The sequence below is a fragment of the Geothrix sp. 21YS21S-4 genome, assembly GCF_030845995.1.
In the GTDB taxonomy this organism is placed as follows: domain Bacteria; phylum Acidobacteriota; class Holophagae; order Holophagales; family Holophagaceae; genus Geothrix.
The window spans coordinates 705594-731528 of the sequence record NZ_CP132719.1 but is presented as its reverse complement, the minus strand read 5'-3'; the positions used below and the strand labels follow the sequence as shown (position 1 = coordinate 731528).

General features: G+C 68.6%; 25 protein-coding genes. 14 read left to right on the top strand and 11 right to left on the bottom strand.

The features are described 5' to 3' along the window. Positions 1 to 89 precede the first annotated feature (89 nt). The gene (gene rsmI / locus RAH39_RS03370; protein ID WP_306591392.1) at positions 90 to 938 is read right to left on the bottom strand and encodes a 16S rRNA (cytidine(1402)-2'-O)-methyltransferase; all 849 of its coding nucleotides are present in this window, start codon (positions 936 to 938) and stop codon (positions 90 to 92) included. A gap of 71 nt (positions 939 to 1009) precedes the next feature. Here rsmI and RAH39_RS03365 point away from each other — a divergent pair, with 71 nt between their 5' ends. Then, entirely contained in the window at positions 1010 to 1420 is a 411-nt protein-coding gene (locus RAH39_RS03365; protein WP_306591391.1) for a hypothetical protein, read from the top strand. A gap of 1 nt (position 1421) precedes the next feature. Here the strand turns inward: RAH39_RS03365 and RAH39_RS03360 are convergent, their stop codons facing one another. Next, positions 1422 to 2117 carry a YdcF family protein gene (locus RAH39_RS03360; protein ID WP_306591390.1) on the bottom strand — a complete coding sequence of 232 codons (696 nt, stop codon included), beginning with the start codon at positions 2115 to 2117 and terminating at the stop codon, positions 1422 to 1424. Positions 2118 to 2142: 25 nt separating this feature from the next. Further along, a complete protein-coding gene (gene typA, locus RAH39_RS03355; RefSeq protein ID WP_306591389.1) occupies positions 2143 to 3969 on the bottom strand; it encodes a translational GTPase TypA in 1827 nt (608 codons plus the stop codon). A 143-nt stretch (positions 3970 to 4112) separates the two neighbouring features. Between typA and RAH39_RS03350 the strand changes: the two genes are divergently transcribed. From RAH39_RS03350 to RAH39_RS03340, 3 genes are read left to right on the top strand one after another with little or no spacing between them, the layout of a single operon-like run. Further along, entirely contained in the window at positions 4113 to 5354 is a 1242-nt protein-coding gene (locus RAH39_RS03350) for a type IV pilus twitching motility protein PilT (RefSeq protein ID WP_306591388.1), read from the top strand. Positions 5355 to 5403: 49 nt separating this feature from the next. Further along, positions 5404 to 5679 (top strand): HU family DNA-binding protein, encoded by a 276-nt coding sequence (locus RAH39_RS03345; RefSeq protein ID WP_306247344.1) that lies wholly within the window; start codon positions 5404 to 5406, stop codon positions 5677 to 5679. Between the two features lie 50 nt (positions 5680 to 5729). Continuing rightward, positions 5730 to 5999, top strand: a complete 270-nt coding sequence (locus RAH39_RS03340; RefSeq protein WP_306591387.1) for a DUF493 family protein — start codon at positions 5730 to 5732, stop codon at positions 5997 to 5999. A gap of 130 nt (positions 6000 to 6129) precedes the next feature. Here RAH39_RS03340 and asnS read toward each other — a convergent pair whose 3' ends face one another. The 7 genes from asnS to RAH39_RS03305 all read right to left on the bottom strand — a co-directional run bounded on the left by asnS (position 6130) and on the right by RAH39_RS03305 (position 13528). Continuing rightward, positions 6130 to 7431, bottom strand: a complete 1302-nt coding sequence (gene asnS, locus RAH39_RS03335) for an asparagine--tRNA ligase (RefSeq protein WP_306591386.1) — start codon at positions 7429 to 7431, stop codon at positions 6130 to 6132. A 77-nt stretch (positions 7432 to 7508) separates the two neighbouring features. Then, complete coding sequence (locus tag RAH39_RS03330) at positions 7509 to 8453, bottom strand: chemotaxis protein CheW (RefSeq protein ID WP_306591385.1); 945 nt, start codon at positions 8451 to 8453, stop codon at positions 7509 to 7511. Beyond that, positions 8450 to 10573, bottom strand: coding sequence for a chemotaxis protein CheA (locus RAH39_RS03325; RefSeq protein ID WP_306591384.1), 2124 nt, complete (start codon positions 10571 to 10573; stop codon positions 8450 to 8452). Before RAH39_RS03325 ends, RAH39_RS03330 begins: the two co-directional genes overlap by 4 nt. Beyond that, complete coding sequence (locus RAH39_RS03320) at positions 10570 to 12096, bottom strand: chemotaxis protein CheW (protein WP_306591383.1); 1527 nt, start codon at positions 12094 to 12096, stop codon at positions 10570 to 10572. Before RAH39_RS03320 ends, RAH39_RS03325 begins: the two co-directional genes overlap by 4 nt. Positions 12097 to 12099: 3 nt before the next feature. After that, entirely contained in the window at positions 12100 to 12723 is a 624-nt protein-coding gene (locus RAH39_RS03315) for a hypothetical protein (protein ID WP_306591382.1), read from the bottom strand. Between the two features lie 12 nt (positions 12724 to 12735). Then, complete coding sequence (locus RAH39_RS03310) at positions 12736 to 13092, bottom strand: response regulator (RefSeq protein WP_306591381.1); 357 nt, start codon at positions 13090 to 13092, stop codon at positions 12736 to 12738. 28 nt (positions 13093 to 13120) lie between these two features. Further along, complete coding sequence (locus RAH39_RS03305) at positions 13121 to 13528, bottom strand: PilZ domain-containing protein (RefSeq protein ID WP_306591380.1); 408 nt, start codon at positions 13526 to 13528, stop codon at positions 13121 to 13123. Between the two features lie 135 nt (positions 13529 to 13663). On the opposite strand from RAH39_RS03305, the gene pyrR reads away from it, so the two are divergent. The 9 genes from pyrR (at position 13664) to RAH39_RS03260 (ending at position 23295) form a co-directional block, all read left to right on the top strand. Next, the gene (gene pyrR / locus RAH39_RS03300; protein ID WP_306591379.1) at positions 13664 to 14206 is read left to right on the top strand and encodes a bifunctional pyr operon transcriptional regulator/uracil phosphoribosyltransferase PyrR; all 543 of its coding nucleotides are present in this window, start codon (positions 13664 to 13666) and stop codon (positions 14204 to 14206) included. Further along, the gene (locus RAH39_RS03295) at positions 14206 to 15165 is read left to right on the top strand and encodes an aspartate carbamoyltransferase catalytic subunit (protein WP_306591378.1); all 960 of its coding nucleotides are present in this window, start codon (positions 14206 to 14208) and stop codon (positions 15163 to 15165) included. The genes pyrR and RAH39_RS03295 overlap by 1 nt, the downstream gene beginning before the upstream one ends. Then, complete coding sequence (locus RAH39_RS03290; RefSeq protein WP_306591377.1) at positions 15162 to 15650, top strand: ORF6N domain-containing protein; 489 nt, start codon at positions 15162 to 15164, stop codon at positions 15648 to 15650. The genes RAH39_RS03295 and RAH39_RS03290 overlap by 4 nt, the downstream gene beginning before the upstream one ends. A gap of 22 nt (positions 15651 to 15672) precedes the next feature. Then, positions 15673 to 17196, top strand: coding sequence for a 2,3-bisphosphoglycerate-independent phosphoglycerate mutase (gpmI, locus tag RAH39_RS03285; RefSeq protein WP_306591376.1), 1524 nt, complete (start codon positions 15673 to 15675; stop codon positions 17194 to 17196). A gap of 7 nt (positions 17197 to 17203) precedes the next feature. Further along, positions 17204 to 18835 carry a PAS domain S-box protein gene (locus RAH39_RS03280; protein WP_306591375.1) on the top strand — a complete coding sequence of 544 codons (1632 nt, stop codon included), beginning with the start codon at positions 17204 to 17206 and terminating at the stop codon, positions 18833 to 18835. Between the two features lie 46 nt (positions 18836 to 18881). Then, on the top strand, positions 18882 to 19430 hold the full coding sequence (locus tag RAH39_RS03275) for an ATP/GTP-binding protein (RefSeq protein ID WP_306591374.1): 549 nt from the start codon (positions 18882 to 18884) through the stop codon (positions 19428 to 19430). Between the two features lie 105 nt (positions 19431 to 19535). Continuing rightward, entirely contained in the window at positions 19536 to 21281 is a 1746-nt protein-coding gene (locus RAH39_RS03270) for an acyl-CoA dehydrogenase FadE (protein ID WP_306591373.1), read from the top strand. A 69-nt stretch (positions 21282 to 21350) separates the two neighbouring features. Next, positions 21351 to 21869: a PAS domain-containing protein gene (locus tag RAH39_RS03265; protein WP_306591372.1), complete on the top strand. Its 519-nt coding sequence runs from the start codon at positions 21351 to 21353 to the stop codon at positions 21867 to 21869. Beyond that, positions 21844 to 23295: a methyl-accepting chemotaxis protein gene (locus RAH39_RS03260; protein WP_306591371.1), complete on the top strand. Its 1452-nt coding sequence runs from the start codon at positions 21844 to 21846 to the stop codon at positions 23293 to 23295. The genes RAH39_RS03265 and RAH39_RS03260 overlap by 26 nt, the downstream gene beginning before the upstream one ends. 15 nt (positions 23296 to 23310) lie before the next feature. Here the strand turns inward: RAH39_RS03260 and RAH39_RS03255 are convergent, their stop codons facing one another. Further along, a complete protein-coding gene (locus tag RAH39_RS03255) occupies positions 23311 to 24003 on the bottom strand; it encodes a class I SAM-dependent methyltransferase (protein WP_306591370.1) in 693 nt (230 codons plus the stop codon). A gap of 129 nt (positions 24004 to 24132) precedes the next feature. Here RAH39_RS03255 and RAH39_RS03250 point away from each other — a divergent pair, with 129 nt between their 5' ends. Beyond that, positions 24133 to 25917, top strand: coding sequence for an acyl-CoA dehydrogenase FadE (locus RAH39_RS03250; protein ID WP_306591369.1), 1785 nt, complete (start codon positions 24133 to 24135; stop codon positions 25915 to 25917). Positions 25918 to 25935 lie beyond the last annotated feature (18 nt).

Here is a 25935-nt window from a genome sequence, read left to right as displayed (position 1 = left end):
GGATGAACCCAGATGGACACGGATAAGGAACCCGGTCCTTTATCTGAGTTCATCCGTGTTCATCTGTGGCAAACCCTTCTTTGCGAGATTCACAGTTCCGATGCGATGCGGTAGAGCTCCGACGCCTGCACGCCCAGGTGCTTCGCCAGCGGTTTGACCGCCTCCCGCAGCGTCATCCCGCCTTCCCTCGCGGCAGCGAGGTAGGCGCGGGCCCAGTCGGGGAGGGAGCCGTCGAAGGCCGTGTCCACTTCGGTCACCAGGCGCTTGGCCCCGGCTCCCGCCAGCACCAGCACCATCTCGCCGCGGTCTTCGGAGCCGAGTTGGGTCTTCACCTGGGCGGGCGTCCCGCGGTACCAGGTCTCGTGCAGCTTGGTCAGCTCGCGGCCCAGGGCGATCTCGCGGTCGGGCAGGAGGTCGTCGAGGTCGGCGAGGGTCTCGTGGATTCGGTGGGGCGTCTCGAACACGACGACGGTCTCCTCCTCGGTGCCCAGCTTCTTCAGCAGGGTGCGGCGGGGCTCGCTGCGATTGGGGAGGTAGCCCCAGAAGCTGAAGGCGTGGGTGGAGAGGCCCGAGGCCACCACCGCCAGCAGGACCGCGGATGCGCCGGGAAGGACCGTCACCTTGGCGCCCGCCGCCCGCGCCGCGCGGGCGATCTCGAAGCCGGGGTCGTTGATGCCGGGCATCCCCGCGTCGCTGCAGTAGGCCACGGTTCGGCCGGAGATCAGCTCCAGGCCCAGGCGCTCGAAGGCGGCGGCGCCCGCGTGATCGTCGAAGCGCAGCAGGGGCTTGTCGATCCCGAGGTGCTTGAGCAGTCCTCCGGTGCGGCGGGTGTCCTCGCAGGCCACCAGGTCGGCCTCCGCGAGGGCCTCCTTGGCGCGATCCGTGAGGTCGCCCAAATTGCCGATGGGGGTGGGAACGAGGATGAGGTGGCCGGCCATAGCCATTCAGTCTGGCAGCCCTCGATCGGACGCGACATTCAGTCCGCGCGCCTCGGCGTTATGCTTCCGCCATGCGCCCCTTTCTCTGGCTCGCTCCCCTCGCCGTTCTGTCCGCGTGCGTCACGCCCAGCAGCACGCCCCTTCATCCGCAGGGCGTTCCGGGCCTGCGCGGGGTGATGAACCACCTTCCGGATGGGCGCTGGCAGGTGGTGCTGGAGCTGCCCAATCCCCACCGGGACCGCGTCTACCGCGTGGTGTCCCGGGAGCCCCTCGACATTCGGGTGGAGGAGGACGCTCCGCACAGCCGGGCCACCTGGATCGTCGAGTCCGGCCGCGTGGCCGAGGGACGGCCCTTCGATCTGACGGTGGAGATGGGGCGGGAGACGTTTCCTGTCCAGGTCGCGTTCCTCAAGAACGGCAAACCCTCCGCCCGGGACGAGACCCTGCGCGTGCTGGTGCAGACCGCCGTCGCATTCCGCTGACTCAGGTCACCCGCTCCAGAGCCCGCTTGCTTCCGACGAGGCGGCTGTAGGCCATGCCGGTGTGGTACCAGTGCAGCAGGAAGGCCTCGTGAACGGCGCGCTTCCACCACCGGAGGCTGCCGGCGCGGGGCGGGCAGCCCAGGGCGGGACTGCACTGGACGACCAGATCCAGACCCCGGGCGGTGGCCCGCGCGCGGCTCAGGTGAAGGGGATCGGACACCATCAGCAGGGTGCGCCAGCCTTCGGCCCGGAGGTGGGCACGGACGTTGTAGAGGTTCTCCAGAGTGTGCTGGCTGCGGTCCTCCAGCAGGACGGCCTCGGGGGGCAGGCCCCGGGCGGCGAGCCATTCCCGGCCCGCTTCGGCCTCGCTCCGCGCGGCGTCGCCGGTGGTGCCGCCGGCCACGACGATCCGCGGCGCCAGGCCCCGCCGCCACAGGTCCTCCGCATGGGCCAGGCGCGCCTCGAACACGGGGGTGAGGCGATCCCGCTCCAGGCGCCGGCCCAGGACGAGGATGGCGTCCGCGGGTTCCGCCGGGTCTCCGGCGGCGCCCTTCAGCACCTGCCGCAGGCGGTAGATCCATGGCAGCCCCGCCAGGGCCAAGCCACTGAGGGCGGCCAGCCCCAAGGAAACCAAGCCCCCCGGCCCCAGCTTCTCGCGGAAACTGGCGCGGGCCGGGGCTTGGAAAGGGGCGTCCATGGGACTCGGAGAGGGCGTGGCCCCCTTAGCCTTCGCTGCGCTTCTCGGACTTCTTGCGCTCGTTGGTGTCGAGCACCCGCTTGCGCATCCGGATGAAGTTGGGGGTCACTTCCACCAGCTCGTCGGCCTCGATGTACTCCAGGGCCTGCTCCAGGGTGTGCTCCCGCGGCGGGGTGAGGCGGGTGGCCTCGTCGCTGCCGCTGGCGCGCATGTTGGACAGCTTCTTGCCTTTGGCGACGTTCACCACCAGGTCGTTCTCGCGGGCGTGCTCGCCCACGATCATGCCCTCGTAGCACTTGGTGCCGGGGTGGATGAAGATGATGCCGCGGTCCTCCAGGTTCATGAGGGCGAAGCCCACGGCCTCGCAGGCTTCCATGCTGATCAGCACGCCGTTCTTGCGGCCGGGCAGGTCGCCCTTGTGGGGGCCGTAGTGGCTGAACAAGCTGTGGAGGATGCCCTCGCCGCGGGTGTCGGTCATGAATTCGCTGCGGAAGCCGATGAGGCCGCGGCTGGGGATCTTGAAGTGCAGCCGCAGCCGGCCGCCCTCGTTGCCCATGTCCTGCATCTCGGCCTTGCGGTTGCCCATGTGCTCCATGGTCACGCCCATGTAGGCCTCGGGGATGTCGATGGTGACGTCCTCGTAGGGTTCCAACTTCTCGCCGGTCTCGGGGTCGGTGTGGAGGATCACTTCGGGCCGGCTGACGCACAACTCGAAGCCCTCGCGGCGCATGGTCTCGATGAGCACGGAGAGGTGCAGCTCGCCGCGGCCGCTCACCTTGAAGGAATCGGGACTGTCCGTGTCCTCCACGCGCAGGGCGACGTTGTGCTGCAGTTCCTTGGTGAGGCGCTCGCGGATCCGGCGGCTCTGGACGTGCTTCCCGTCCTGGCCCGCGAAGGGTCCGGCGTTGACCATGAACATCATCGAGATGGTGGGCTCGTCGATGTCCACGTACTCCAGGGCCTGGGGATTCGCCGCGTCCGCGACGGTCTCGCCCACGCGGATGTCGTTGATGCCCGCCAGGGCCACGATCTCGCCGGCGCTGGCCTCCGGGAGCTGGACGCGGGTGAGCCCCTCGAAGCCGTAGAGCTGGCTGACCTTCTGCTGCTGGATGGTGCCGTCCCGCTTGATGAGGGCCACCTGATCGCCCACCTTGATCCGGCCGTTCACGATGCGGCCGATCCCGATCTGGCCGACGAAGTCGCTCCAGTCCATGAGGGTGACCAGCATCTGGAGGGGGGCGTCGGGACTGCCCTTGGGGTGGGGGCAGTGCTTGACGATGGTGTCGAACAGCGGGTCGAGGTTCTCGCTGGCGTCGTTCACGTCCAGCATGGCGTAGCCCTGCTTGGCGCTGGCGAAGACGCAGGGGAAGTCCAGCTGCTCCTCCGTGGCGCCCAGCTCGATCAGCAGGTCGAAGACCTGATCCTGCGCCCACACGGGGCGGGCGCCGGGGCGGTCGACCTTGTTGATGACCACGATGGGCCGCAGGCCCAGGGCCAGGGCCTTCCGGGTCACGAACTTGGTCTGAGGCATGGGACCGTCGAAGGCATCCACCACCAGAAGGACCGAATCCACCATGGACAGCACCCGCTCCACTTCGCCGCCGAAGTCGGCGTGGCCGGGGGTGTCCACGATGTTGAAGCGGTAGCCGCCCCAGTGGAGGGCCGTCGTCTTGGCGAGGATGGTGATGCCGCGCTCGCGTTCCTGGTCGTTGCTGTCCATCGCCCGTTCCTGGACGCGCTGGTTGTCCCGGAACATGTGGGCGCCCTTGAACAGGGCGTCCACGAGGGTCGTCTTCCCGTGGTCCACGTGGGCGATGATGGCGATATTGCGGATCTTCTCGAGGGCGGTCATCGGGCTCCTGGGGCGCCCCGGGCATTCCCCGGGCAGAACCCTCGATTTTACCAGAGATTCTGCCGATTTCCGAGGGAAGATGGCGACCCCTTCCCTTGGATGTGGGGAGGTCTAAGATAAGCGGACTTACGGCGGGGGATGCCATGCACATCAACGAACTGCTCACGGTGGTCTGCGAGCAGGGCGCCAGCGACCTCCACCTCAAGGTCGGCAACCACCCCATCGCCCGCATCCGGGGCCGCCTCACCCCCATGACCCAGTTCAAGCGGCTGGTTCAGGAGGACACCATCGCCATGGCCTACGCGATCATGGCCAGCGACAAGCAGAAGGCGAAGTTCAAGGAGAACCTGGACCTCGACATCGCCTACTCGGTGCCGAGCCTCGGCCGCTTCCGCTGCAACATCTTCAACCAGCGCGGGACGGTGGGCCTGGTGCTGCGCGTCATCCCGCGGAAGATCTACACCATCGACGACCTGATGCTGCCCAAGGCCCTGAAGACCATCTGCGAGGAGCAGCGGGGGCTGGTGCTGGTGACGGGGACCACGGGCTCGGGCAAGTCCACCACCCTGGCGGCCATGATCGATCTGATCAACGCCAGCCGCACCGAGCACATCCTCACCATCGAGGATCCCATCGAGTACCTGCACCGGGACAACCTCAGCATCGTGAACCAGCGGGAAGTGGAGGCCGACTGCCGGACCTTCTCGTCCGCGCTGCGCGCCGCCCTCCGCCAGGATCCGGACGTGATCCTGGTGGGCGAGATGCGCGACCTGGAGACCATCGAGACCGCCCTCCACGCCGCGGAGACGGGTCACCTGGTCTTCAGCACGCTGCACACGCTGGACGCCACCGAGACCATTAACCGCGTCATCTCCGTGTTCCCGCCCCATCACCAGAAGCAGGTGCGGCTCCAGCTCGCCGCGGTGCTGAAGGGCGTGATCTCCCAGCGCCTGGTTCCCCGCGCCGACGGCCAGGGGCGCGTTCCCGCCGTGGAGGTGATGGTCACCACCGAGACCGTCCGCGCCTGCATCGAGGACAAGGAGAAAACCAAGATGCTGAAGGACGTCATCGCGTCGGGCACCGCCCAGTACGGGATGCAGACCTTCGACCAGAGCCTGTACTTCCTGCTGCGCCAGCGGCTGATCACGGAGGAGGAGGCGCTGCTGCGGGCCACCAACGTGGGCGAGTTCAAGCTGCGCCTGGAGGGCGTGATGGCCACCGCCGACATGGCCCGGAGCAACATGGAGCGCGGAATGGCCATCGCCCAGGGCCTGGGCCGCGAAGCGGCCGCTCCCGCCCCCCCGCCGCCGGCTCCCCCCGCGGCTCCCGGGTCCAGCTTGCCGATGCCGCCGCCCCCCGACGTGAAAATCACGCTGGCACGCTAGGCGTCCTTCCTCGTATCCTGACCCTCCCAACCCCGGCCCGAGGTCGCAGATGATCAAGATCGACATCGCCAATTCGCTGATGAAGGTGCATCCCTGCTCCCGGGCCACCGCCCTCCAGGTGGTGGACCTGCTCACCGAGCGCCTGAAGGACGCCCTGCTCAACGGGCACCGCATCGAGATCCGCGGCTTCGGCGTCTTCGAGCCCCGCCCCCGCAAGCGCGGGATGGGCCGCAACATCAAGACCGGCGCCAGCGTCCAGATTCCCAAGGGCAAGAGCATCCGCTTCAAGCCCGGCAAGGACCTGCGGGAAATCGAAGTCGAATAGGGCGCTCGGGGCGCATTGAGCCCCACGGAAAAAACTGGGAGGATGGCGGGATGGAAGAATCCCGCCGCCCCGAGATCACCTACCCCGCCCGCGTCCCCATGAAGATCATCGGACGCCAGGCAGAGCTGCGCCCCGAGATGGTGATGGAACTGATCCTCGCCCACCTCGGCCCCCAGCCCGACGGGGACGAGCAGCACCAGGCCAACTGCAAAGGCGCCTTCATCAGCTACACCTTCTGGATCACCCTCCCCGACGACCAGGTCGAGATCCCGCTGCGCGAAGCCATCCAGAAGCTGCCGGGCGTGGTGATGCAGCTGTGAGGGGAACGCGCCCCTAAAACGACAAAATCACCACCAAGGCTCCAAGACACCAAGAACGGCATGAGTGCTTTTACTTGGTGTCTTGGAGCCTTGGTGGTGAATCCTTTTCTCTTGAGCCGATCGAGGCGCCTTACGGCCGCAGCGTCCCCATCATGCGGGGGTACGGGATGGTTTCGCGGACATGCGGCAGCTTGCAGATCCACGCCACGGCGCGCTCCAGGCCCATGCCGAAGCCGGCGTGGGGGACGCTGCCGTACTTGCGGACGTCGAGGTACCACTCGTAGTCGGCGCGGGTGAGGCCTTCGTGCTCGATCTGGTCCAGCAGGTACTGGAGGCTGGAGGCGCGCTCGCCGCCGCCGATGACCTCGCCGTAGCCTTCGGGGGCCAGCAGGTCGGCGCCCAGGGCCAGGCGGGCATCCTGGGGATCCGGCTCCATGTAGAAGGCCTTGAAGGCCTTCGGGAAGCGGTGGACCCACAGGGGGCGGTCCGTGGCGTTCATGAGGATGGTCTCGTCGTCGTTGCCGAAGTCCTCGCCCCACTGGATGTCGCTGCCGAGGGCCTTCAGCTTCTCGACGGCCTCGGTGTAGGTCATGCGGTCGAAGGTGGTGTTCAGCGAGGTCTCCAGGGGCGCGATGTCCCGCTCCAGGATCTTCAGCTCCTCTTGGCGGCTCTCGAGCACGCGCTGGATCAGGAACTTGGTCATGCGCTCGCCGAGGGCCATCACGTCGTCCAGGTGGGCGAAGGCCACTTCGGGCTCCACCATCCAGAACTCGGTGAGGTGGCGGCGGGTCTTGCTCTTCTCGGCGCGGAAGGTGGGGCCGAAGCAGTAGACCTTCCCGAAGGCCGCGATGCCCGGCTCCTGGTAGAGCTGGCCGGACTGGCTGAGGAAGGCCATGCCCTCATGGAAATACTCGGTGCCGAACAGGGTGCTGGTGCCCTCGCAGGCGCTGGGCGTGAGGATGGGCGCGTCGAGCAGGGTGAAGCCGTCGCCGTCGAAGAAGTCGCGGATGGCCTTCACCAAGGTGTGGCGGATGCGCAGGATCGCCCACTGGCGCTTGCTCCGCAGCCACAGGTGGCGGTTCTCCATCAGGAACTCGGTGCCGTGCTCCTTGGGCGTGATGGGGAAGTCCTGGCTGCCCCCGACGAGTTCCAGGGACTTCACCAGGAGTTCGGGCTGGCCCGTCTTGGGATGCTGCTGGACGACGCCCGTCACGGTGACGGCGGCTTCCTGGGTCAGCTTCCCCGCCAGTTCGTAGCTCTCGGGATCGGCCTCGGCGGCGCCCACCACGCACTGGACGAAGCCCGAGCCGTCGCGCAGCTCGATGAAGCGGGTCTTGCTGGTGCGGGCATTGCGGACCCAGCCCCGCAGCCGGACGGTCTCGCCGACCTGGCCGGCGAGGAATCGGACTTCGGTGAAGGGCTGGCTGGTCACGGGGGCTCCTGGGCCGAAACCTCCATTGTGCCCGGGGGAGGCGCGGGAGGGGAGCGGGAGTCGCTTCCGTGCGGCGGCTATTCCGCCTTCGTGGCCCTGAACTTGCCCGAGATCGCCACCTGCATGCCCTTGAGGTGCGCCATGACGCGCTCCAGCTTCTGGCGGGCGATGTCCTGGTACTGGACCTGCTGGATCAGCGCGAAGACGGTGTCCTGGAGTTCCTGGTTGGTGCGCTCCAGCTCGGCGATGCTGCGCTCGTGGCCCTTCAGTTTGCCCAGGCCGGCCTCCTGCTTGAGGTAGGCCAGGCCGCGGAAGGTGCGATCGGCGCCGCCCAGCATGGCCTCCACGCGGTCGAGGACCTTCGCCATTTCCTGCTCGGTGTAGGAGATGGAGGATTCGATCTGGGGCATGACCCGCTGCCCCCCCTGCTCCTTGGTGGGAGCCATGGCGATGAGCCGCCGGAGGCCCTCGTCCAGGCGCTCCTCCAGCCCCCGCTCCGCCACGGCGTGGCGCGTGTGGGCCCGGCCCGCTCCCTGGGCGGTGATCAGCAGGGCGTCGAGGAGGGTGACCACCCGCTCGCCCTGGACGATGAAGCCCTCCGCCCAGGCGCCGTCGAGGCCGGCCAGCAGCGGGCTGGCGGGAACCAGCTCCCCTTCACCCACGCTGAGGACGCCTTCCACGCCATCCACCAGCAGGCCCGTGGGCTGGCCCTCCAGGTCCAGGACGAGGATCGTCCCGACCTTGGAAGCGTCCAGGGGCGGAAGGGACATGCGAATGCGCAGGTTGACCACGGGGATCACGCGCCCCCGCAGATCCAGGATCCCCTCCACGGACTTGGGCATGTGGGGCAGCTTGTTCAGCTCGCGGAAGGGGCTGATCTCGGCCACGCGATTCAGGGGCAGGCCGTAGGTCCGCCCGTCCAGGTGGAAGGTCAGGAAGCGCTGCTGCGCCGCCTCCCGAGCATCCGCCCGGCCCTCAGCCCGGGACGCCCCCACGGGCGCCGGAGAACCGCCCAGGGTCACACGGCCTCCTGGACGGCGAGCTGCAGGAGTTCGGCGGGATCGAGGATCAGCACCACGCCGCCGTCGCCCATGATGGAGGCGCCGCTGATCCCGGGCAGGCTCGCCAGGTAGGGCGCCAGGGGCTTGATGACCACTTCCTGCCGGCGGACGAAGCTGTCCACGATGATCCCCATCCGGCGTCCGCCGGAGGCGATCACCACCACGGACAGGCCGTCTTCCTCGGCGCCCTCGGGCGCGGTGGCGGAGCGCAGCAGGTGGCGCAGGCGCGAGACGCCCAGGACTTCGCCGCGCAGGTTGATGGCCTGGCGCCGGGTGAGGTGGGACACGGTCTCCTGCGGGACGATCAGGGTCTCTTCCACCGCCGTGCCCGGGATGGCGAAGACCTGGCCGCCGCTCTTCACCAGCAGGGCGTCGATGATCGCCAGGGTGAGGGGCAGCTTGATGGTGAAGATCGAGCCCTTGCCCACGGTGGAGCGCACGCCCACGCGACCGTTCAGCTTGCGCACGTTGGAGCGGACCACGTCCATGCCCACGCCGCGGCCGGAGATGTCCGTGACCTTGGCGGCGGTGCTGAAGCCCGGCGCGAAGATCAGCTCGATCACCTCCTCGTCGGCCATGGCGTCGGCCCGCTCGGGGGACATCAGCCCCTTTTCGACGGCCTTGGCGCGGATGACGGCGGGATCGATGCCCTTGCCGTCGTCCTCGATCTCCACGATCACGCTGTCGCCCTCGTGGCGGGCGCGCAGGACGACGGTGCCCACCTCGGGCTTGCCCGACTTCACGCGCACCTCGGGCATCTCGATCCCGTGGTCCGCGCTGTTGCGGATGAGGTGGATCATCGGGTCGCCCAGCTCCTCGATGATGCTCTTGTCGATCTCGGTGTCCTCCCCGATCATCTGGAGGTCGATCTTCTTCCCGCTGGCCTTGGCGAGGTCGCGCAGCATCCGCGGGAACTTCGAGAACACGGTCTTCACCGGCACCATGCGGATGCCCAGGACGGAAGCCTGGATCTCCTTGCTGACGTGGTCCAGGTAGACGGAGGCGTGGGCCAGTTCCTTGGCCACGCCGGCGGCTGGATGGCCGTTCACCAGGGGGGTCAGGCGCTCCACCAGGTGGCTGATCATGGTCTTGCTGATGATCAGCTCCGCCACGATGTTCATGAACTGCTCGAGCTTGGCCTGGCTGACGCGGATGGTGTCCGCGCCGCTCTTGTCGTCGGCGGCCCGACGGCCCGTCTTCCGGCGGTCCTCCGGGGCGGCCGCGCCGTCAGAACCGGCCGCGGCCTCCGCCTCGGCGGGCGCTTCGGCTTCGGCGAGGCCCAGGGGGAACAGGCCGATGGTGGCGTTCGTCACCGCGCCGAAGATCCGGCGGACCTCCTCGATGGGCTCGGCGGCTTCGATGACCAGCACCAGGTCCAGATGGAAGCTCCGGGGTTCGAAGGTGTCCAGGTCCACCAGCGGCTGGCGGGGAACCATTTGGCGGTAGAGCAGCCGTCCCACCAGCTCCACCATCTGGAACAGGGAGAAGGGATTGAAGGCGGTCCCGAAGATGGCGCCGTCCAGTTCGGCGCGGATGCCCACGACGGACTTGTGCTCGGCCAGCGCTGCCTCCGCGGCTTTCTTCCCCGCGGGGTCGAGGCCGTCGAGGGCGGAGGGGAGGTGTAGCTCGCCCTTGGGCGCCGCGGCGCGCGCGGCCTCCGTGGCCTGGGCGCCGCCCTTGCGGAGCGCCTCCAGGCTGCGGATCAGCTCGCTGGGATCGGGATCCTCGGGCTCGCCCTGCTTCCGGACCTGGACGCGGACGTCGTCCACCAGGACCTTGAGCATGTCCACGGTCTCGAACAGCAGCTCCATCACCCGCTCGTTGAGCTCCATCCGGGCCTTGCGGAGGTCGTCCAGCACGCTCTCGCCGACGTGGGCGAGGGCCTGGACCTTCTGGAGGCCCAGGAACCCGGCGGCGCCCTTGATGGTATGGATGCTGCGGAAGATGGCGTTCAGCAGGTCCAGGTCGCCGGGGGATTCCTCCAGCGCCAGGAAGTTGGTCTCGATCTGCTCGAAGTGCTCCTGCGCCTCGATGAGGAAATCCTCGTAGAAGCTGGGATCGTCGAGGGCGAAGTCGCTCATGGCTCACCCGTCCTGTTGGCCGTGGTCCGGCGCCCCTGGAGGCCCTGGAGCTGTTCGGTCTCGGCGTCCGTCAGGAGCTGCTGCAGCTCCAGCAGGAAGATCATTCCGTTGTCCAGCCGCGCCACCTTCTCGATATAGCGGTTGGCGCCCACGGCGGTGACCGAGGGGGGAGGCCCGAAGCGGTGGAGTTCGACGGGACGGACCTCATCCACCGCGTCCACCACCAGGCCGGTGAACACGCCGCCGATGCTGGTGATCAGGATCCGGGAGATGGACGTGGCCTCGACGCGCTCCAGCCCGAACCGGGTGCGGAGATCCACCACCGGCATGACCTCGCCGCGGAGGTTCAGGACGCCGTCCACGAAGTGCGGGGCGCGGGGAACGGGCGTGATCTGGCCCACCATGATGATCTCGCGGACCTCGTGCAGGCGCAGGCCGTAGCTCTCGGGGCCGAGCCGGAAGGCCACCAGTTCGAGGCTGGGGTGCGTCTCCTGGGTGCGGGCGTCGCCCAACCCCAGGCCCTGGCCCATGGCGGCGATCTTCTCCTGGTCGTCGCCGGTGATGATCTTGAGGACGTTGATCAGGCTCACCATCCGGCCGGGAAGCAGGAGGATGCCCTCCAGGTGCTCGCGCTCGGCCTCGGACAGGGTCTGGGGCGGCGGCAGCATCTGGTCGTCCTGCACGCGCAGGATCTCCTGGATCTCGTCCACCACCACGCCGATCCGGGCGGAGCCGAAGGACAGCAGCACCACCATGTCGCGGCGGCGCCCGCCTTCGCCCTGCTCGATGGACAGGATCTCGGACAGGTCGATGAGCGGCATGACCTGGTCCCGCAGGCAGATCACCCCCAGAACGTAGTCCGGAGCGTCGGGGACCTTGGTCACGGTGGGCAGTTCGACGATCTCTTCCACCTGCTGGAGGGCGATCCCGAAGGATTCGGTCCCCAGCCGGAAGGTGACGAAGGGCCGCCCGTCGGCCTCGATTTCCTCCTCGGTGCCCTCGTTCCCGCCGAAGGAGCCCTCCATGCTGAGCTCCTCCAGCTCGGCGCGGCGGCTCAGCTCGCTGCTGTCCAGCAGCTTCTCGAGATGGATCAGGGTGATCAGCCGATTCCCTACCGTGACCATGCCGGCCAGGTACTCGGCGCGGATGCCGGCGACGAGCGGCGGGGTCTCGCGGAGGGCGTGGTCCTCCAGGCGCACCACTTCGGCCACGGAATCCACCTGGAGGCCGGTGGGCCCGCTGGCCAGGCGCAGGACGATGATCCGGGTCTTGGAGGTGGGCTCCTGGGGCGCCAGGTGGAAGCGGACGCGGCTGTCGATCACGGGGATGATCAGCCCGCGGAGGTTGATCACGCCCAGGATGAAGCTGGGGCTGCCGGGAACGGGCGTCACGTCGGAGCGGTGGGTGATCTCCTGGACGCGGTCGATGTCCAGGCCGAACTCCACCCCGTCCAGGGTGAAGGTCACCAGCTGGCCCGACGGGACCAGTTCGCCGGCGAGAAGGGCCTGGGTGGTGTCCGCCATGTGCTACCCCTTCTTCTGCTGCCGGAAGGCCTCGATGACGGAATCCGCGTGGGCCTTGTTCTCGTCCGGGGTGGTGCCGGTCTGGGCGATGGTGTGGCTGATGGAGGGACGCTCGGTGTCGCTCTTCAGGCCCGTGCCCAGCAGGTCGACGATGTAGTCGTGGATCTGGCGGAGGTGGTGGACGATCCGCTCCAGCTTCTGGCGCGTGATGTCCTGGAACTGCATCAGGTCCATGGCCTCGAAGACCTTGTCCTGGATCTCCTTGCCCGCGCTCATCACCTCGTGGATGGCCTTCTGGACGCCCGGGGTCTGGGCCCCCTCGTGGCGCATCATGTCCGTGATCAGCTGCTGCTGGCGGGAGACCAGGCGGCTGATCTGGTCCAGCTGGTCCATCACCTTGTTGGACTCGCGCTCGGTCACCGCGGTGACGGTGTCCAGCTCGGAGATGACGTGGCCGCTGCCGTCCTTGTGGGGCTCCTCGTGGGCGGGCGCGGAGGCCGGTGCGGGCGCAGGAGCTGGAGGCGCGGGGGCCGGAGCCGCCGCGGCAGCGGGCGCCGCCGTCGCCTTCGGCTTCTTGGGTGACTTGCCGCCTCCGGCGAGGAGGGCGTCGATCTCGGACTGATCCATGGGGGCTCCTCCCTACCCGAGGAGGGATTCGATCTTTTCCTTGAGGGTCTCCGGGGTGAACGGCTTCACCACGTAGTTGTTCACGCCCGCCTGGAGGGCTTCCACGATGTCCTCCTTGGCGGCGTTGGTAGTCACCATCAGGATGGGGATCGAGGGGTTCTGGCCGCGCACGGTCTTCACGAACTCCAGGCCGTCCATCTCGGGCATGTTCCAGTCGGTGATGATCATCTCCACGCCGCCCTGACCGAGCTTCTCGAGCCCGGACTTGCCGTTCTCGCCCTCGACCACGTCGGTGTAACCGATGCGGGAGAGGGTGTTGATGATGATGCGCCGCATCGTCGAGGAATCGTCCACGATGAGGATCTTCACGGGTGGCCTCCTGGGAGTGGGTATCGGATCAGAGAGTGGACGGGGGGACGGACGAGGGCGCGGCGGCCTCCACGAATTTCATCAGAGCTTCGAGGTCGTCCGGATATACATTCTGGAACTTCACGCCCAATTCGTATCCCCCTTCGTCCAACTGTTCCACCCGGACGACGGTCCCGAGGGCGACCAGCGGGCGGACGTCGGCTTCCTGGGCGGGCCCGAAGTGGTTCTGGAACCGGCCCCAGCCCGGGACCCGGATCTCCAGCTTCAGGAGGGTCCCCAGGGGGTAGGCCCGGGGGGAATCCACCAGCAGGCCCCCGATGGACACGTCCCGGTAGCTGCTGGTCGCAGGGGCTTCTCCCTTGTGGAAACTGAGCTCCTGGAAGCTCAGGGCCGCTTCCATGGGGATTCGTCGGTACTGTCGCCGGTCCTGGGTCATTGCGAGGCGTCCTCAAATCTGGCCATCGGAGAAGTGGCCTGGGGACTTGAATCTTGGAAAAGGGGGGCCGCGGCTCCGGGCGGCCCCGGGGCTCGGCTAAACTTGGCTCCGAGCGCATCCCCCTCCGGAGATTCCATGCCCGACGACCCAGGCCGCTGTTCCATGGACCCCGGCCAGATGGACGCCGCGCTCCACCGCCTGGCCGGGGAGCTGGGCGCCCGCCTGCAGCCGGAGGAGGAGGTGGTCCTGCTGGGGATCCGCTCCCGGGGGCTGCCCCTGGCCGAGCGCCTGGCGATCCTCCTGCGGGCCGCCAGCGGCGCGCGGGTCCCCGTCGGGGCCCTGGACATCACCCTCTACCGGGACGACCTCACCGAGATGGTGGGCAGCCCCATCGTCCGCCCCACGGAAATTCCCTTCACGCTCAAGGGCCGGACGGTGGTTCTGGTGGACGATGTGCTCTACACGGGCCGCACCGTCCGCGCGGCCCTCGACGCCCTGCTCGACCACGGCCGGCCCCGCCGGGTGATGCTGCTGGTCCTGGCCGACCGCAGCGGCCGCGAGCTGCCCATCCAGCCGGACCTGGCGGCCCTGAAGGTGGAAGTGCCCCCCGGCCACCGGGTGGCCGTTCGCCTGAAGGAGATCGACGGCGAGGACGGCGTGAGCCTGGAGGCCTGCTGATGACCGCCGAACGCTACGTCTTCCCCCACAAGCACCTCCTGGGGATCGAGCCCCTCAGCCCCCGGGACATCACCGCCCTGCTGGACCAGGCCCTGGCCTTCGAGGAGGTCTGCGAGCGGCCCAGCATCAAGATCGTCCCGGCCCTGCGCAAGAAGCTGGTGGTGAACCTGTTCTTCGAGAACAGCACCCGCACCCGCAACAGCTTCGAGATCGCCGAGAAGCGGCTGTCCGCCGAGATCATCAACTTCGACGCGGACACCAGCAGCCTGAACAAGGGCGAGACCCTCATCGACACGGCCATGAACCTTCAGGCCATGCATCCGGATCTGGTCGTCATGCGCCACAGCGCGCCCGGCGCCCACGCCCTGCTGGCCCGGCACATGAAGGCCAGCATCGTGAACGCGGGCGACGGCGCCCACGAGCACCCCACCCAGGCCCTCCTGGACGCCTACACCCTCCGCAAGCGCTTCGGAAAGCTGGAGGGCCTCCGCGTGGCCATCGTGGGCGACATCCGCAACAGCCGGGTGGTGCGGTCCAACCTCTGGCTGCTCACCAAAATGGGCGCCCACGTCACCCTGGTGGGCCCGCCCACCCTCGTCCCGGCGGACCTGAAGGCCACCTGGCCCTCCATCGGGATCAGCCACAACTTCGACGCCGTCCTCCCCGACCAGGACGCCGTCATGATGCTCCGCGCCCAGTTCGAGCGGGGCACCGGCGCCTACATCCCCGGCCAGGGCGAGTACAGCCGCTTCTACCAGCTCAACCCCGCCCGCATGGCGCGGGCCAAGCGCGACGTGGCCGTCCTCCATCCCGGCCCCATCAACCGGGGACTCGAGATCACCAGCGACGTGGCCGACGGCCCCCGGAGCCTGATCCTGGACCAGGTCACCAACGGCGTTCCCGTCCGGATGGCCGTCCTGTTCCTGCTGTCCCACCCCCATGGCGAGGAAGTGCCATGAGCACGCCCGTCGAGATCCTGTCCCGCCTGCTGTGGATCCGGGACGCGGCGGTCCTGCCGGACCGGGTGGTGGCGGACCAGCTTGGGCTGGAGCCCAACACCCTGGCCGCCCTGATCCAGGCCCACCCCGAGCGCTTTCCGGAATCGATGGTGTTCCACCTCACCGCCGCCGAGCGGCAGAAGATCCCCGACGCGCCGGTGATGGCCTTCACCGAAGCCGGCGCCGCCCTTCTGACGGGCCTGGTGCCCGGGAAGGAGACCCCGCTCCTGGCCCTACTTCCGGCCTTCGCCGACGCCCGGCGGATCCTCACCGCCCAGGCCGAACTCTCCGCCCGGATCACGGCCCTGGAGGAGAAAATGGATCTCGTCCAGAAGGCCCTCCGCGCCGACGAGGCCGAGAGCGTCCCCGACCGCCCCATCGGATTCGTGGCCGACGACCTTCCCCGAGGACTGAAAGCCAAGCAGCGCCAGGCAAAAAAGGGATGACCCACCCATGATTGAAGGCCCCATGATCCAAGGTCCCATCACCCTCCTCATCCTCGACGGATTCGGCGACGGCCCCCGGAACGCCTTCGACGCCACCTTCACCGCGGACATGCCCCGGTTCAACGCTCTGCGGAAGACCTACGCCACCACCCAGCTCCACACCAGCGGCGAAGCTGTCGGGCTCCCGCCGGGGCAATTCGGCAACTCCGAAGTGGGCCACATGAACCTGGGCGCGGGCCGCGTGGTGTGGCAGGAGCTGACCCGGATCGACGCCGCCATCCGCCGCGGGACCTTCCGCGAGAACGCGGTCATCGGGGGCCTGCTCGCGGAGCTCAAGGCTTCCGGCAAGCGGCTGCACCTGCTGGGGCTGGTCAGCGACGGCGGCGTCCACAGCCACCAGAACCACCTGGCGGCCCTCGCCCAGTGGGCCCAGGCGGAGGGCGTCCCCACCACCATCCACGCCATCACGGACGGGCGGGACACGGGCCAGAAGAGCGCCGACGGCTACCTCCAGTGGCTGGGCTTCCAGCTCCGGGACGCGCCGCTCGTGACCATCGGCTCCATCTGCGGGCGCTACACCGCCATGGACCGGGACAAGCGGTGGGACCGCACCGAGCAGGCCTGGAAGCTGTTCGTGGACGGCGACGCGCCCCACCGGGCGCCCGATGCCCTCGCCGCCCTGGCCGCCGCCTACGGCCGGGGGGAGACCGACGAATTCGTGGCGCCCACCCGGCTCGACGCCTTCCATCCCATCGCGGACGGCGACGGCGTGCTGTTCTTCAACTTCCGCGCCGACCGCGCCCGCCAGCTGTGCCACGCCCTGGTCCATCCCGCCTTCGACGGGTTCGCAGCCAAGCACCGGCCCGCGGTGAAGCTCGTCACCTTCACCGCCTACGACGTCGAACTGGCGCCCTATTCGGCCGTGGCCTACCCGCCCCAGAACCTCGACCGCATCCTGGGCGAGCTGGTGGCGGAGCGCGGCTGGAAGCAGTTCCGCACCGCCGAGACGGAGAAGTACGCGCACGTCACCTACTTCTTCAACGGCGGACAGGAAGCGCCCTTCGTCGGGGAGGAGCGGCGCTTGGTTCCCTCCCCCAAGGTCGCCACCTACGACCTGCAGCCGGAGATGAGCCTCCAGGACGTGTCCACGGGCCTGGAAGCGGCCATCCGATCGAAGGACTACCGCCTGCTGGTATGCAACCTGGCCAACCCCGACATGATCGGCCACACCGGCGACCTGGCCGCGACCATCACCGCCTGCGAGGCCGTGGACGCCGCCGTGGGGCGCCTCGCGGACGCCGCCCTCGCCGCCGGGGGCGCCCTCTTCATCACCGCGGACCACGGCAACTGCGAGTGCATGCGGGATGAGAAGGGCAATCCCCACACGGCCCACACGCTGAATCCCGTTCCGGCGGTCCTGGTCGCCGCCGGCTTCGAGGCGCGCCAGCTCCGCGCCGGGGGCGCCCTCAGCGACGTGGCCCCCACCCTTCTGAAGCTCCTGGGGGTGGAGCAGCCCCTCGCCATGGACGGAACCAGCCTCTTCTGAAGCCACCATGCTCTTTCCCGCCGCACCGGACTCCCTCAGCCCCTCCTCCTTCGCCCGCTGGATGCGGTGGGGCATGGTGGTGTTCAACCTGCTGATCGTGGGCCTGGCGGGCTGGGGGCTGTATCTCAGCCACCGGCACAGCGTGGAGCGGGCCTTCGCCACCACCCAGAACCTGGCCCAGGTCCTGGAGGAGAACGTCAAGGGCACCATCCGGCAGATCAACCTGGGGATGCTCGCCGCCCGGGACGAAGCCCAGCGGGGCTCCGGCAGGCTCGAGGACCCGGCGCTGGGCGCCTTCATCGGAATCCGGTTCCGCCGCCTCGCCACGCTCGACGCCCTGCGGGTGGTGGACGCGGAGGGGCGGGTCGTCCACCGCGTCCCGGCCGCCGCGGCCCCGGAAGCACCGGGCGGAGCGGATTTCCTCCGCGCCCTGCGCGAGAGCGCCGACGGCACCCTGATCATCTCGCCGCCCGCCCGGGAGGGCGCCGGCGGAGCCCCGGCCATCACCCTGGCCCAGCGCATCAGCGGGCCCCACGGGGAGTTCCGGGGAGCGATCTGCGCCACCCTGGCCACGGAGCAGCTGGCCCGGGCCATGGCGCGGGTGGACGTGGGCCGCTGGGGCTCGGTCTCTCTGCGGGACGAGAACCTGCGCCTGCTGGTCCGCTACCCCGCCTTCGAGGGGCTGGACCGGAGCCTCGGCCAGCGCCCCGCGGGCCCCTACCTGGAGAATGCCCTCGCCCCCGGAAGCAGCGCCCAGTTCACCGCCGATTCCACCCTGGACGGCCGCCGGCGCACCTACAGCGTCCGCAAGCTCGACGCGCCCCCCTTTCAGGTGCAGGTGGGCCTGGCCCAGCAGGAGTACCTCCGCGCCTGGCGCCACGAGGCCCTGTTCGCCGCCGTGGCCGTGGCCGCCCTCGTCTCCCTCAGCGTGGCCATGGGCTGGCTGGCCCGCGCCGCGTGGTTGCGGCAGTTGTCCGACCAGGAGCGGCTGGCCTTCCAGGAGGTGAAGTACCGGCTGCTGGCGGAGAACGCCCTGGACGTCATCTGGACCTCGGACTCCGAGGGAAACCTCACCTACATCAGCCCCTCCGTCTTCCAGCAGCGGGGCTGGACTCCGGACGAATTCCTGGCTCTCAGCCTGGAGGACCGCGCCCCTTCGGCCCACGGCGCCCAGCGGTTCCGCGAGCGCATCGCCGAAGCCCGTACCCTGCCCCTCGACGCTCCGACTCCCGAAATGGAGACCTTCGAGGCCACCGTCCGCCACCGGGACGGCCGTGAACTGGAGGTGGAGGTGCGCAGCCGCATCGTCCGCAGCCCCGACGGGCGGGTGCTGGGGCTCCAGGGCGCGTCCCGGGACGTGACCGACCGCCGGCGGATGGAGGCGGAGCGCGACAAGCTGATCCAGGAGCTGACTGGGGCCCTGGGCCAGGTGCGGGCGCTGTCGGGCCTGCTCCCCATCTGCAGCCACTGCAAGAAAGTGCGCGACGACCAGGGCTACTGGAACCAGATCGAGGCCTACCTGGGCGAGCACACCGATGCCACGTTCACCCACGGCGTGTGCCCCGAATGCGCCACCATCATGCGGCAGGAGATGCAGGCCCGGCGCGAGCAGCGGGACGGTCCCAAGCCCCCAAGGTGATGGAGAACACATCCCGTCGCGGGCCTTCCCACGGGATACTGGACGCATGAAGATCGCGTTCATCGGGACCCACGGGGTGGGCAAGACCACCCTCTGCTACGAACTGGCCGCGGCCCTCAAGCGGGAGGGCGTCCACGTGGACATCGTCAAGGAAGTGGCCCGGCTGTCGCCCCTTCCCATCAACCAGAAGACCTCCCTGGAAGCCCAGACCTGGATCTTCATGACGCAGATGGCGGAGGAGATCCGCTCCGGCAGCCAGCACGACGCGGTGGTCTGCGACCGCAGCGTCCTCGACAACTACGCCTACATGATGCTGGCCTTCGGCCGCCAGCTCCCCATCGAGCGGTTCATGCACCACTGGATGAAGGGCTACGACCTGCTGTTCAAGGTGCCCTTCGGCGGCCACCTCGCGGCGGACGGCGTGCGCGATACGGACACCTTCTTCGCCGAGGCCATCGACCAGCTGGTGGACAAGCTGCTGGACGAGCGCTCCATCCCCCACGAGCGCCTGGAGCCGGGCGCCCGGTCCACCTGGATCGAGCGCGTGAAGGAAGTCGTGCTGCACCATCCGAAGGGCCAGAAGCGCCTGATCTGAGGCGGGGCTTCCGGTTGTGACCCACGTCCCTGACCCCGGGTAGATGATCAGGGGGTCGGGAGGTCCTGACCCCGGGTAGATGATCAGGGGGTCGGGAGGTCCCCTATGGCCGAGACCAGCGTCGAAATCGTCCGCGGTGGCAGTTTCATGTTCCATCCGGCGGGCACCCTGCCCCAGTTCACCCCCGAGGAGAGCAGCGAGGAAGCGCTCGCCATCGCGGAGGCGGCCCGGGATTTCGTCACCGGCGAAGTCATGGCCCGGGACGAGGAGATCGACCACCTGGACCTCGACCTGAACCGCGACCTGCTCCGCAAGGCGGGCGAGCTGGGCATCCTCGGAATCGAGATCCCCGAGGCCTACGGCGGGCTGGACCTGGAGAAGAAGACCGCCCTCCTGGTGCTCGAGGAGATGGCCCGACAGGCCAGCTTCTCCACCAGCTACGGCGCCCACACCAGCATCGGCACCCTGCCCATCGTCTATTTCGGGAACGAGGCCCAGAAGGCGAAGTACCTGCCGAAGCTCGCCAGCGGCGAGTGGGTGGCGGCCTACGCCCTGACCGAGGCCGGCAGCGGGTCCGACGCGCTCGGCGCCAAGACCACCGCGGTCCTCCAGGACGGACACTGGGTCCTGAACGGCACCAAGGCCTGGATCACCAACGCCGGCTTCGCCGACGTGTTCGTGGTGTTCGCGAAGGTCAACGGCACCCACTTCAGCGCCTTCATCGTGGAGCGCGCCGATCCCGGCGTCAGCACCGGCGCCGAAGAGAAGAAGATGGGGATCAAGGGCAGCTCCACGCGCACCGTGATCCTGGAGAACTGCCGCATCCCCGAGGATCGGCTGCTTGGCGGCAAGGGCAAGGGCGCCCGCATCGCCTTCGGGATCCTGAACATCGGCCGCTTCAAGCTGGGCGCCAGTTCCGCCGGCGCCGGGAAGCGCGTCCTGGAATACACGCTGAAGTACGCGGGCGAACGCACCCAGTTCGGGAAGCCGCTGGCCGCCTTCGGCCTGATCCAGCAGAAGCTGGCGAACATGGCCGTCCGGATCTTCGTGGGCGAGAGCATGAACTTCCGCACCATCGGCTACCTGGACGAGGCCCTGGCCCGCACCAGCTGGGAGAGCGAGACTGGCGGCGCCGACAAGATGAAGGCCATCGAGGAATACGCCGTCGAAGCCTCCATGGCGAAGGTCTGGGGCAGCGAGGCCCTGTTCGCCACCGCGGACGACGCCGTCCAGACCTTCGGCGGCGCCGGGTTCAGCGCCGAGTATCCCGCCGAGAAGATCTACCGGGACTGCCGCATCAACCGCATCTTCGAGGGCACCAACGAGATCAACCGCCTGCTGATCGCCGGCACGTTCTTGAAGCGCTGCGGGGGAACGGAGGGCCTGCCCCTGGCGGCGGCTGCCGCGGGAACGCCGGTCCTGCCGGAGGACGGCCTCCTGCGGACCGTCGCCCTGGCCAAGGCCCGGGCCCTGAAGGTGGTCGCCCTGGCGCAGGCCGCGCAGGGACCGCGGATCCTCGACAACCAGGAGGCCGCCGCCCGGATCAGCAACCTGCTGCTGGAGCTCTACGCCATGGAATCCGCCGCCGTCCGCGCCGGGAAGATGGCGGCCTCCGGCCACCGCTGGGCGGACCTGGCCCGGGACATGGCCGAGGTCTACGCGCAGGAGGCCTGGAACCGCGTCCAGGGCGAGGCCCGGATGCTGGCGGCGGAGCTGGCCTCCGGCGAGGCCCTGGATGCCCTCGTGGCGGATCTGCTGCTGATGCGCGCTCCCGCGCCCCTTCCCCTGTCGGGCCTCCGCGCGCGGATCGCCGCCGCCCTGATGGAGCAGGGTCGCTACCCTCTGTGCTGAGCGGCTCGAGTTGTCAAAACTGATGCAAAAAACTGAAAACTACCGATAGTGGAGGTGGAGACCCCACCCATGAGCAGGCCCGAACCCACCCAGAACGAGCGCGTCCTGGGAGTGGATGATTTCATCGTCTCGAAGACCGACCTCAAGGGAATCATCACCTACGGCAACCGGATCTTCATCGCCATGTCGGGCTATTCGGAAGCGGAGCTGCTGGGCACTCCCCACAACATCCTCCGCCACCCGGACATGCCCCGGGTCGTGTTCAAGCTCCTGTGGGACACCCTCCAGGCCCAGCAGGAGATCTGCGCCTACGTGAAGAACCTGGCCAAGGACGGGAGCTTCTACTGGGTCTTCGCCAACATCACGCCCTCCTTCGACCGCCGGGGGAACGTGATCGGGTACTACTCCGTGCGCCGCAAGCCGCGGCCGGAAGCCGTCCAGGTCGTCTCCGGCCTCTACCGGACCCTGCTCGACGCCGAGCGCCGGGCCGGCGACGGACAGGCGGGCATGAAGGCTTCCCTGGCGATCCTCAATCGGACTCTCGAAGAGAAGGGCATCAGCTATGCAGAATTTGTCCTTGGGCTCTAGGATCCACCTGCTCATCGCGGCGGTGCTGGTCCTTTTCCTGGGCTTCGCCTACGCGGTCGGGTCGAAGGGAATGGACCTGCCGCTGGTCGTCCTGGGCGCGGTGATCGCGGGCCTGCTGCTGTTCACCCTGTGGACCGCCCACCGCATCCTGGTCGCCCTCGCCCGCCTGGCCTCGAACCTGGAGGAGGCCGCCCGGGGCGAGCTGGACCACCGGATCACCGGCATCAAGAAGGGCGCCGCCACCGAGCGCCTGTCCTGGGCCCTCAACGACCTGCTGGACCAGCAGGAGGCGTACTTCCGCGAAGTCTTCTCCGCCTTCGACCACGCCAGCCGCGGTCAGACCTACCGCCTCGCCATGGACCAGGGGCTGCACGGGGCCTTCAAGGACGGGATGACGCGGATCAACGTCTCCGTGGAGAGCCTCGGTCAGGTCCAGCGGATGGCGCTCAAGGAGAAGCTGATCGCGCAGGTGACGGACCTGAACAGCGGCAACCTGATCCAGAACCTCCGCTCCATCCAGGACTACCTCCTCGACATGACGAAGGAGCTGGGCACCGTGAGCGACCTCTCCCGGGGCACCGCCGCCGAGGCCGACAGCAGCCGCGCGACCATCGAGCGGATCGTCACCGACCTCAACCGCGTGGCGGAGATGGTGGCCCTCACCAACACCCAGATCGAGCACATCCACGAGAAGAGCACCGAGATCACCCAGATCGTCCAGGTGATCACCGACGTGGCGGACCGGACCAACCTCCTGGCCCTCAACGCCGCCATCGAAGCCGCCCACGCCGGCGAAGTGGGCAAGGGATTCGCAGTGGTGGCCGAGGAAGTCCGCACCCTCTCCGAAAACACCAAGGACGCCGCGGCGAGCATCGCGGCGACGCTGGAATCCTTCGCCCAGGGCACCGCCCGGATCCGCGACGAGTCCCAGCGCGCCAAGGAGATCACTGAGAGTTCCCGCGACACGGTCACGGCCTTCCGCGACCAGGTCCACCACTTCGCGGAATCCGCCCGCACGTCGCTGCGCCAGATGTCCCGCGCCCAGGACGTCAGCTTCGCCTCGCTGGTGAAGGTGGACCACTTCCTGTTCAAGCAGAACGGCTACCGCGTGGTGAACCAGGGCACCGGTTCCCCCGAGGCGCGGGCGGCCGAAGTCGACTCCCGGAGCTGCCGCCTCGGCGAGTGGTACTACGACGGAAAGGGCGCCGAGGAGTTCGCCCAGCTGCCCTCCTACGGGCGCCTGGAGGAACCCCACGCCCGCGTGCACAGCCACATCCACGAGGCAGTCTCCCTCCTGGACCAGCGCTGGCAGTCCGACCCCGCCATCCAGCAGCAGGTGCTCGCCCACTTCGAGCAGGCCGAAAGGGCCAGCGAAGAGGTGGTGTCCGCCATCGACCGCATGGTCGCCGAGCGGCACCGCGCCTAACCGTTCTTCAGGTTCCTACTTCACGCCCGTGTGCAGGGCCACGATGCCGCCCGTGAGGTTGGTCCACGCCACCTCCCGGAAGCCCGCGGTCCGCAGTTCCCCGGCTAGGGCACCCTGGTTGGGGAAGGTGCGGATGCTCTCGGGCAGGTAGGTGTAGGCGGAGGCGTCCCCGCTGATCCAGGCGCCGACGCGAGGCAGCACCCGCAGGCTGTACCAGTCGTAGAACGCCTTGAGGCCGGGCCAGACGGGCGTGCTGAATTCCAGGATGGTGAGCTGGCCGCCGGGGCGGAGCACGCGGAGAAATTCCGCGTAGGCCCGGGCGCGGTCCTCCACATTGCGGATGCCGTAGCAGATGGTGAGCCCGTCGAAGCTGCCGTCGCGGAAGGGCAGCCGCTGGGCGTCGGCGTCGCTGGAGGCCCAGATCCGCTCCGCCAGGCCCTTGCGCCGGAATTTGGCCGGACCCAGCCGCAGCATGGCGTGGGTGAAGTCCGTGCTCACGACCTCCGCCCCGCGGCGGGCCAGGGCGACGCTGGAATCGCCGGTTCCCGCGGCCACGTCCAGGAAGCGCTTCCCCGGCGCGGCGCCGGAGCGCCGGGCCATGCGCCACCACCACCAGAAATCCGCCCCGCCGGACAGGACGTGGTTGAGGACGTCGTACTTCCCGGCGATGGCCGAGAACATCTGCTGGACCTGCCTGCCTTCCGGCATCCGACCTCCCGATCCTCCATTCAACCAGAGCGGGGCCCCACGCGGGCACCGCGCTTGACCAAAGGTAGAGGCTAGCCAAGAGCGCCGGCGGCCCCCATCTTGATCCCTACCCCCAACTGGAGGACAGAGATGAGCACCGCCGCCGTCGAGCAGGTCAAGGGAGGCAGTTTCCTGCTGACCCCCATCGGGGCCCTGCCCCAGTTCACGCCCGAGGAGTTCGGCGACGACGCCAAGGAATTCGCCCGTGCCGCGCAGGATTTCATCCAGGGCGAAGTCCTGCCCAAGGACGAGCAGATCGACAAACTGGACCTGCCCCTCACCGTGGGCCTGATGAAGAAGGCCGGCGAACTGGGCCTGCTGGGGCTGGAGATCCCCGAGGCCTACGACGGGATGGACGTGGACAAGCGCACCGCCATGCTCGTCCTCGAGGAGATGAGCAAGCAGGGCAGCTTCGCGGTGAGCTACAGCGCCAACACCGGGATCGGCACCCTGCCCATCGTGTACTTCGGGACCGAAGCCCAGAAGCAGGCCTACCTGCCCAAGCTCGCCACCGGCGAGTGGCTCGCCGCCTACGCCCTGACCGAGGCCGGCAGCGGCTCCGACGCCCTGGGCGCCAAGGCCACGGCCGTCCTGGACGGCGACAGCTGGGTGCTGAACGGCACCAAGATGTGGATCACCAACGCCGGATTCGCCGACCTGTTCGTGATCTTCGCCAAGGTGGACGGCCAGCAGTTCAGCGCCTTCCTGGTGGAGAAGACCGACCCGGGCATCAGCACTGGCGCGGAAGAGAAGAAGCTGGGGATCAAGGGCAGCTCCACCCGCACCGTGATCCTGGAGAACTGCCGCATCCCCAAGGACCGCCTCCTGGGCGAGATCGGAAAGGGCCACAAGATCGCGTTCGGCATCCTGAACATCGGCCGCTTCAAGCTGGGCGTGGGCAGCCAGGGCGGGATGAAGCGGATCCTCGAATACACCATCCGCTACACCTCCGAGCGCCAGCAGTTCGGGAAACCCATCAACTCGTTCGGCCTGGTCCAGCAGAAGCTGGCCGACATGGCCGCGCGGATCTTCGTGTGCGAGGCCCTGAACTTCCGCACCATCGGCTACCTCGACGACGCCCTGCACGCCACCAGCTGGGACAGCCCCACCGCCGGCGCGGACAAGATGGCCGCCATCGACGAGTTCGCCATCGAGTGCAGCATCTCCAAGGTGTGGGGCAGCGAGGCCCTGTTCTTCGTGGCGGACGAGGCCGTCCAGGCCTACGGCGGCTACGGCTTCAGCGCCGAGTACCCGCCCGAGAAGGCCCTCCGCGACTGCCGCATCAACCGCATCTTCGAGGGCACCAACGAGATCAACCGCCTGCTCATCGCGGGGACGCTGCTGAAGCGCGCCATGAAGGGCGAGCTGCCCCTCATGCAGTTCGGCCAGCAGGTGGCCAAGGAGATCTCCAACCCGCCCAAGCCCGAGACCTTCACCGGCCCCCTGGCCCGCCTGAAGCACGGCGTGGAGCTCAGCAAGCGCCAGTGCATGCTGGCCGCCGGGCTGGCCGTCCAAGTGCTGGGCCAGAAGCTGGTGGACAACCAGGAGGTCATGGCCCGCATGAGCAACATGCTCATGGAGATCTACGCCATGGAGAGCGCCGTGGTCCGCGCGGAGCGGATGGTGGAGTCCGGCCACCGCTGGGCCCAGCTCGCCCGCGACATCACCGAGCTCTACGTCAACGAGAGCTGGCACAAGGTCCACGGCGACGCCCGGATGCTGTGCGCCGACGTGGTGGAAGGCGAGGCCCTGCGCCACGCCCTGGCGGGCGTGAAGGCCTTCACCGAATTCCACCCCACCAGCAGCGCCCGCCTCCGCGGCCGCATCGCCAGCGAACTGATCCAGAAGGGGAGCTATCCGGTGGAAGTCATCTGACCCAGCCGATCCCAAGAA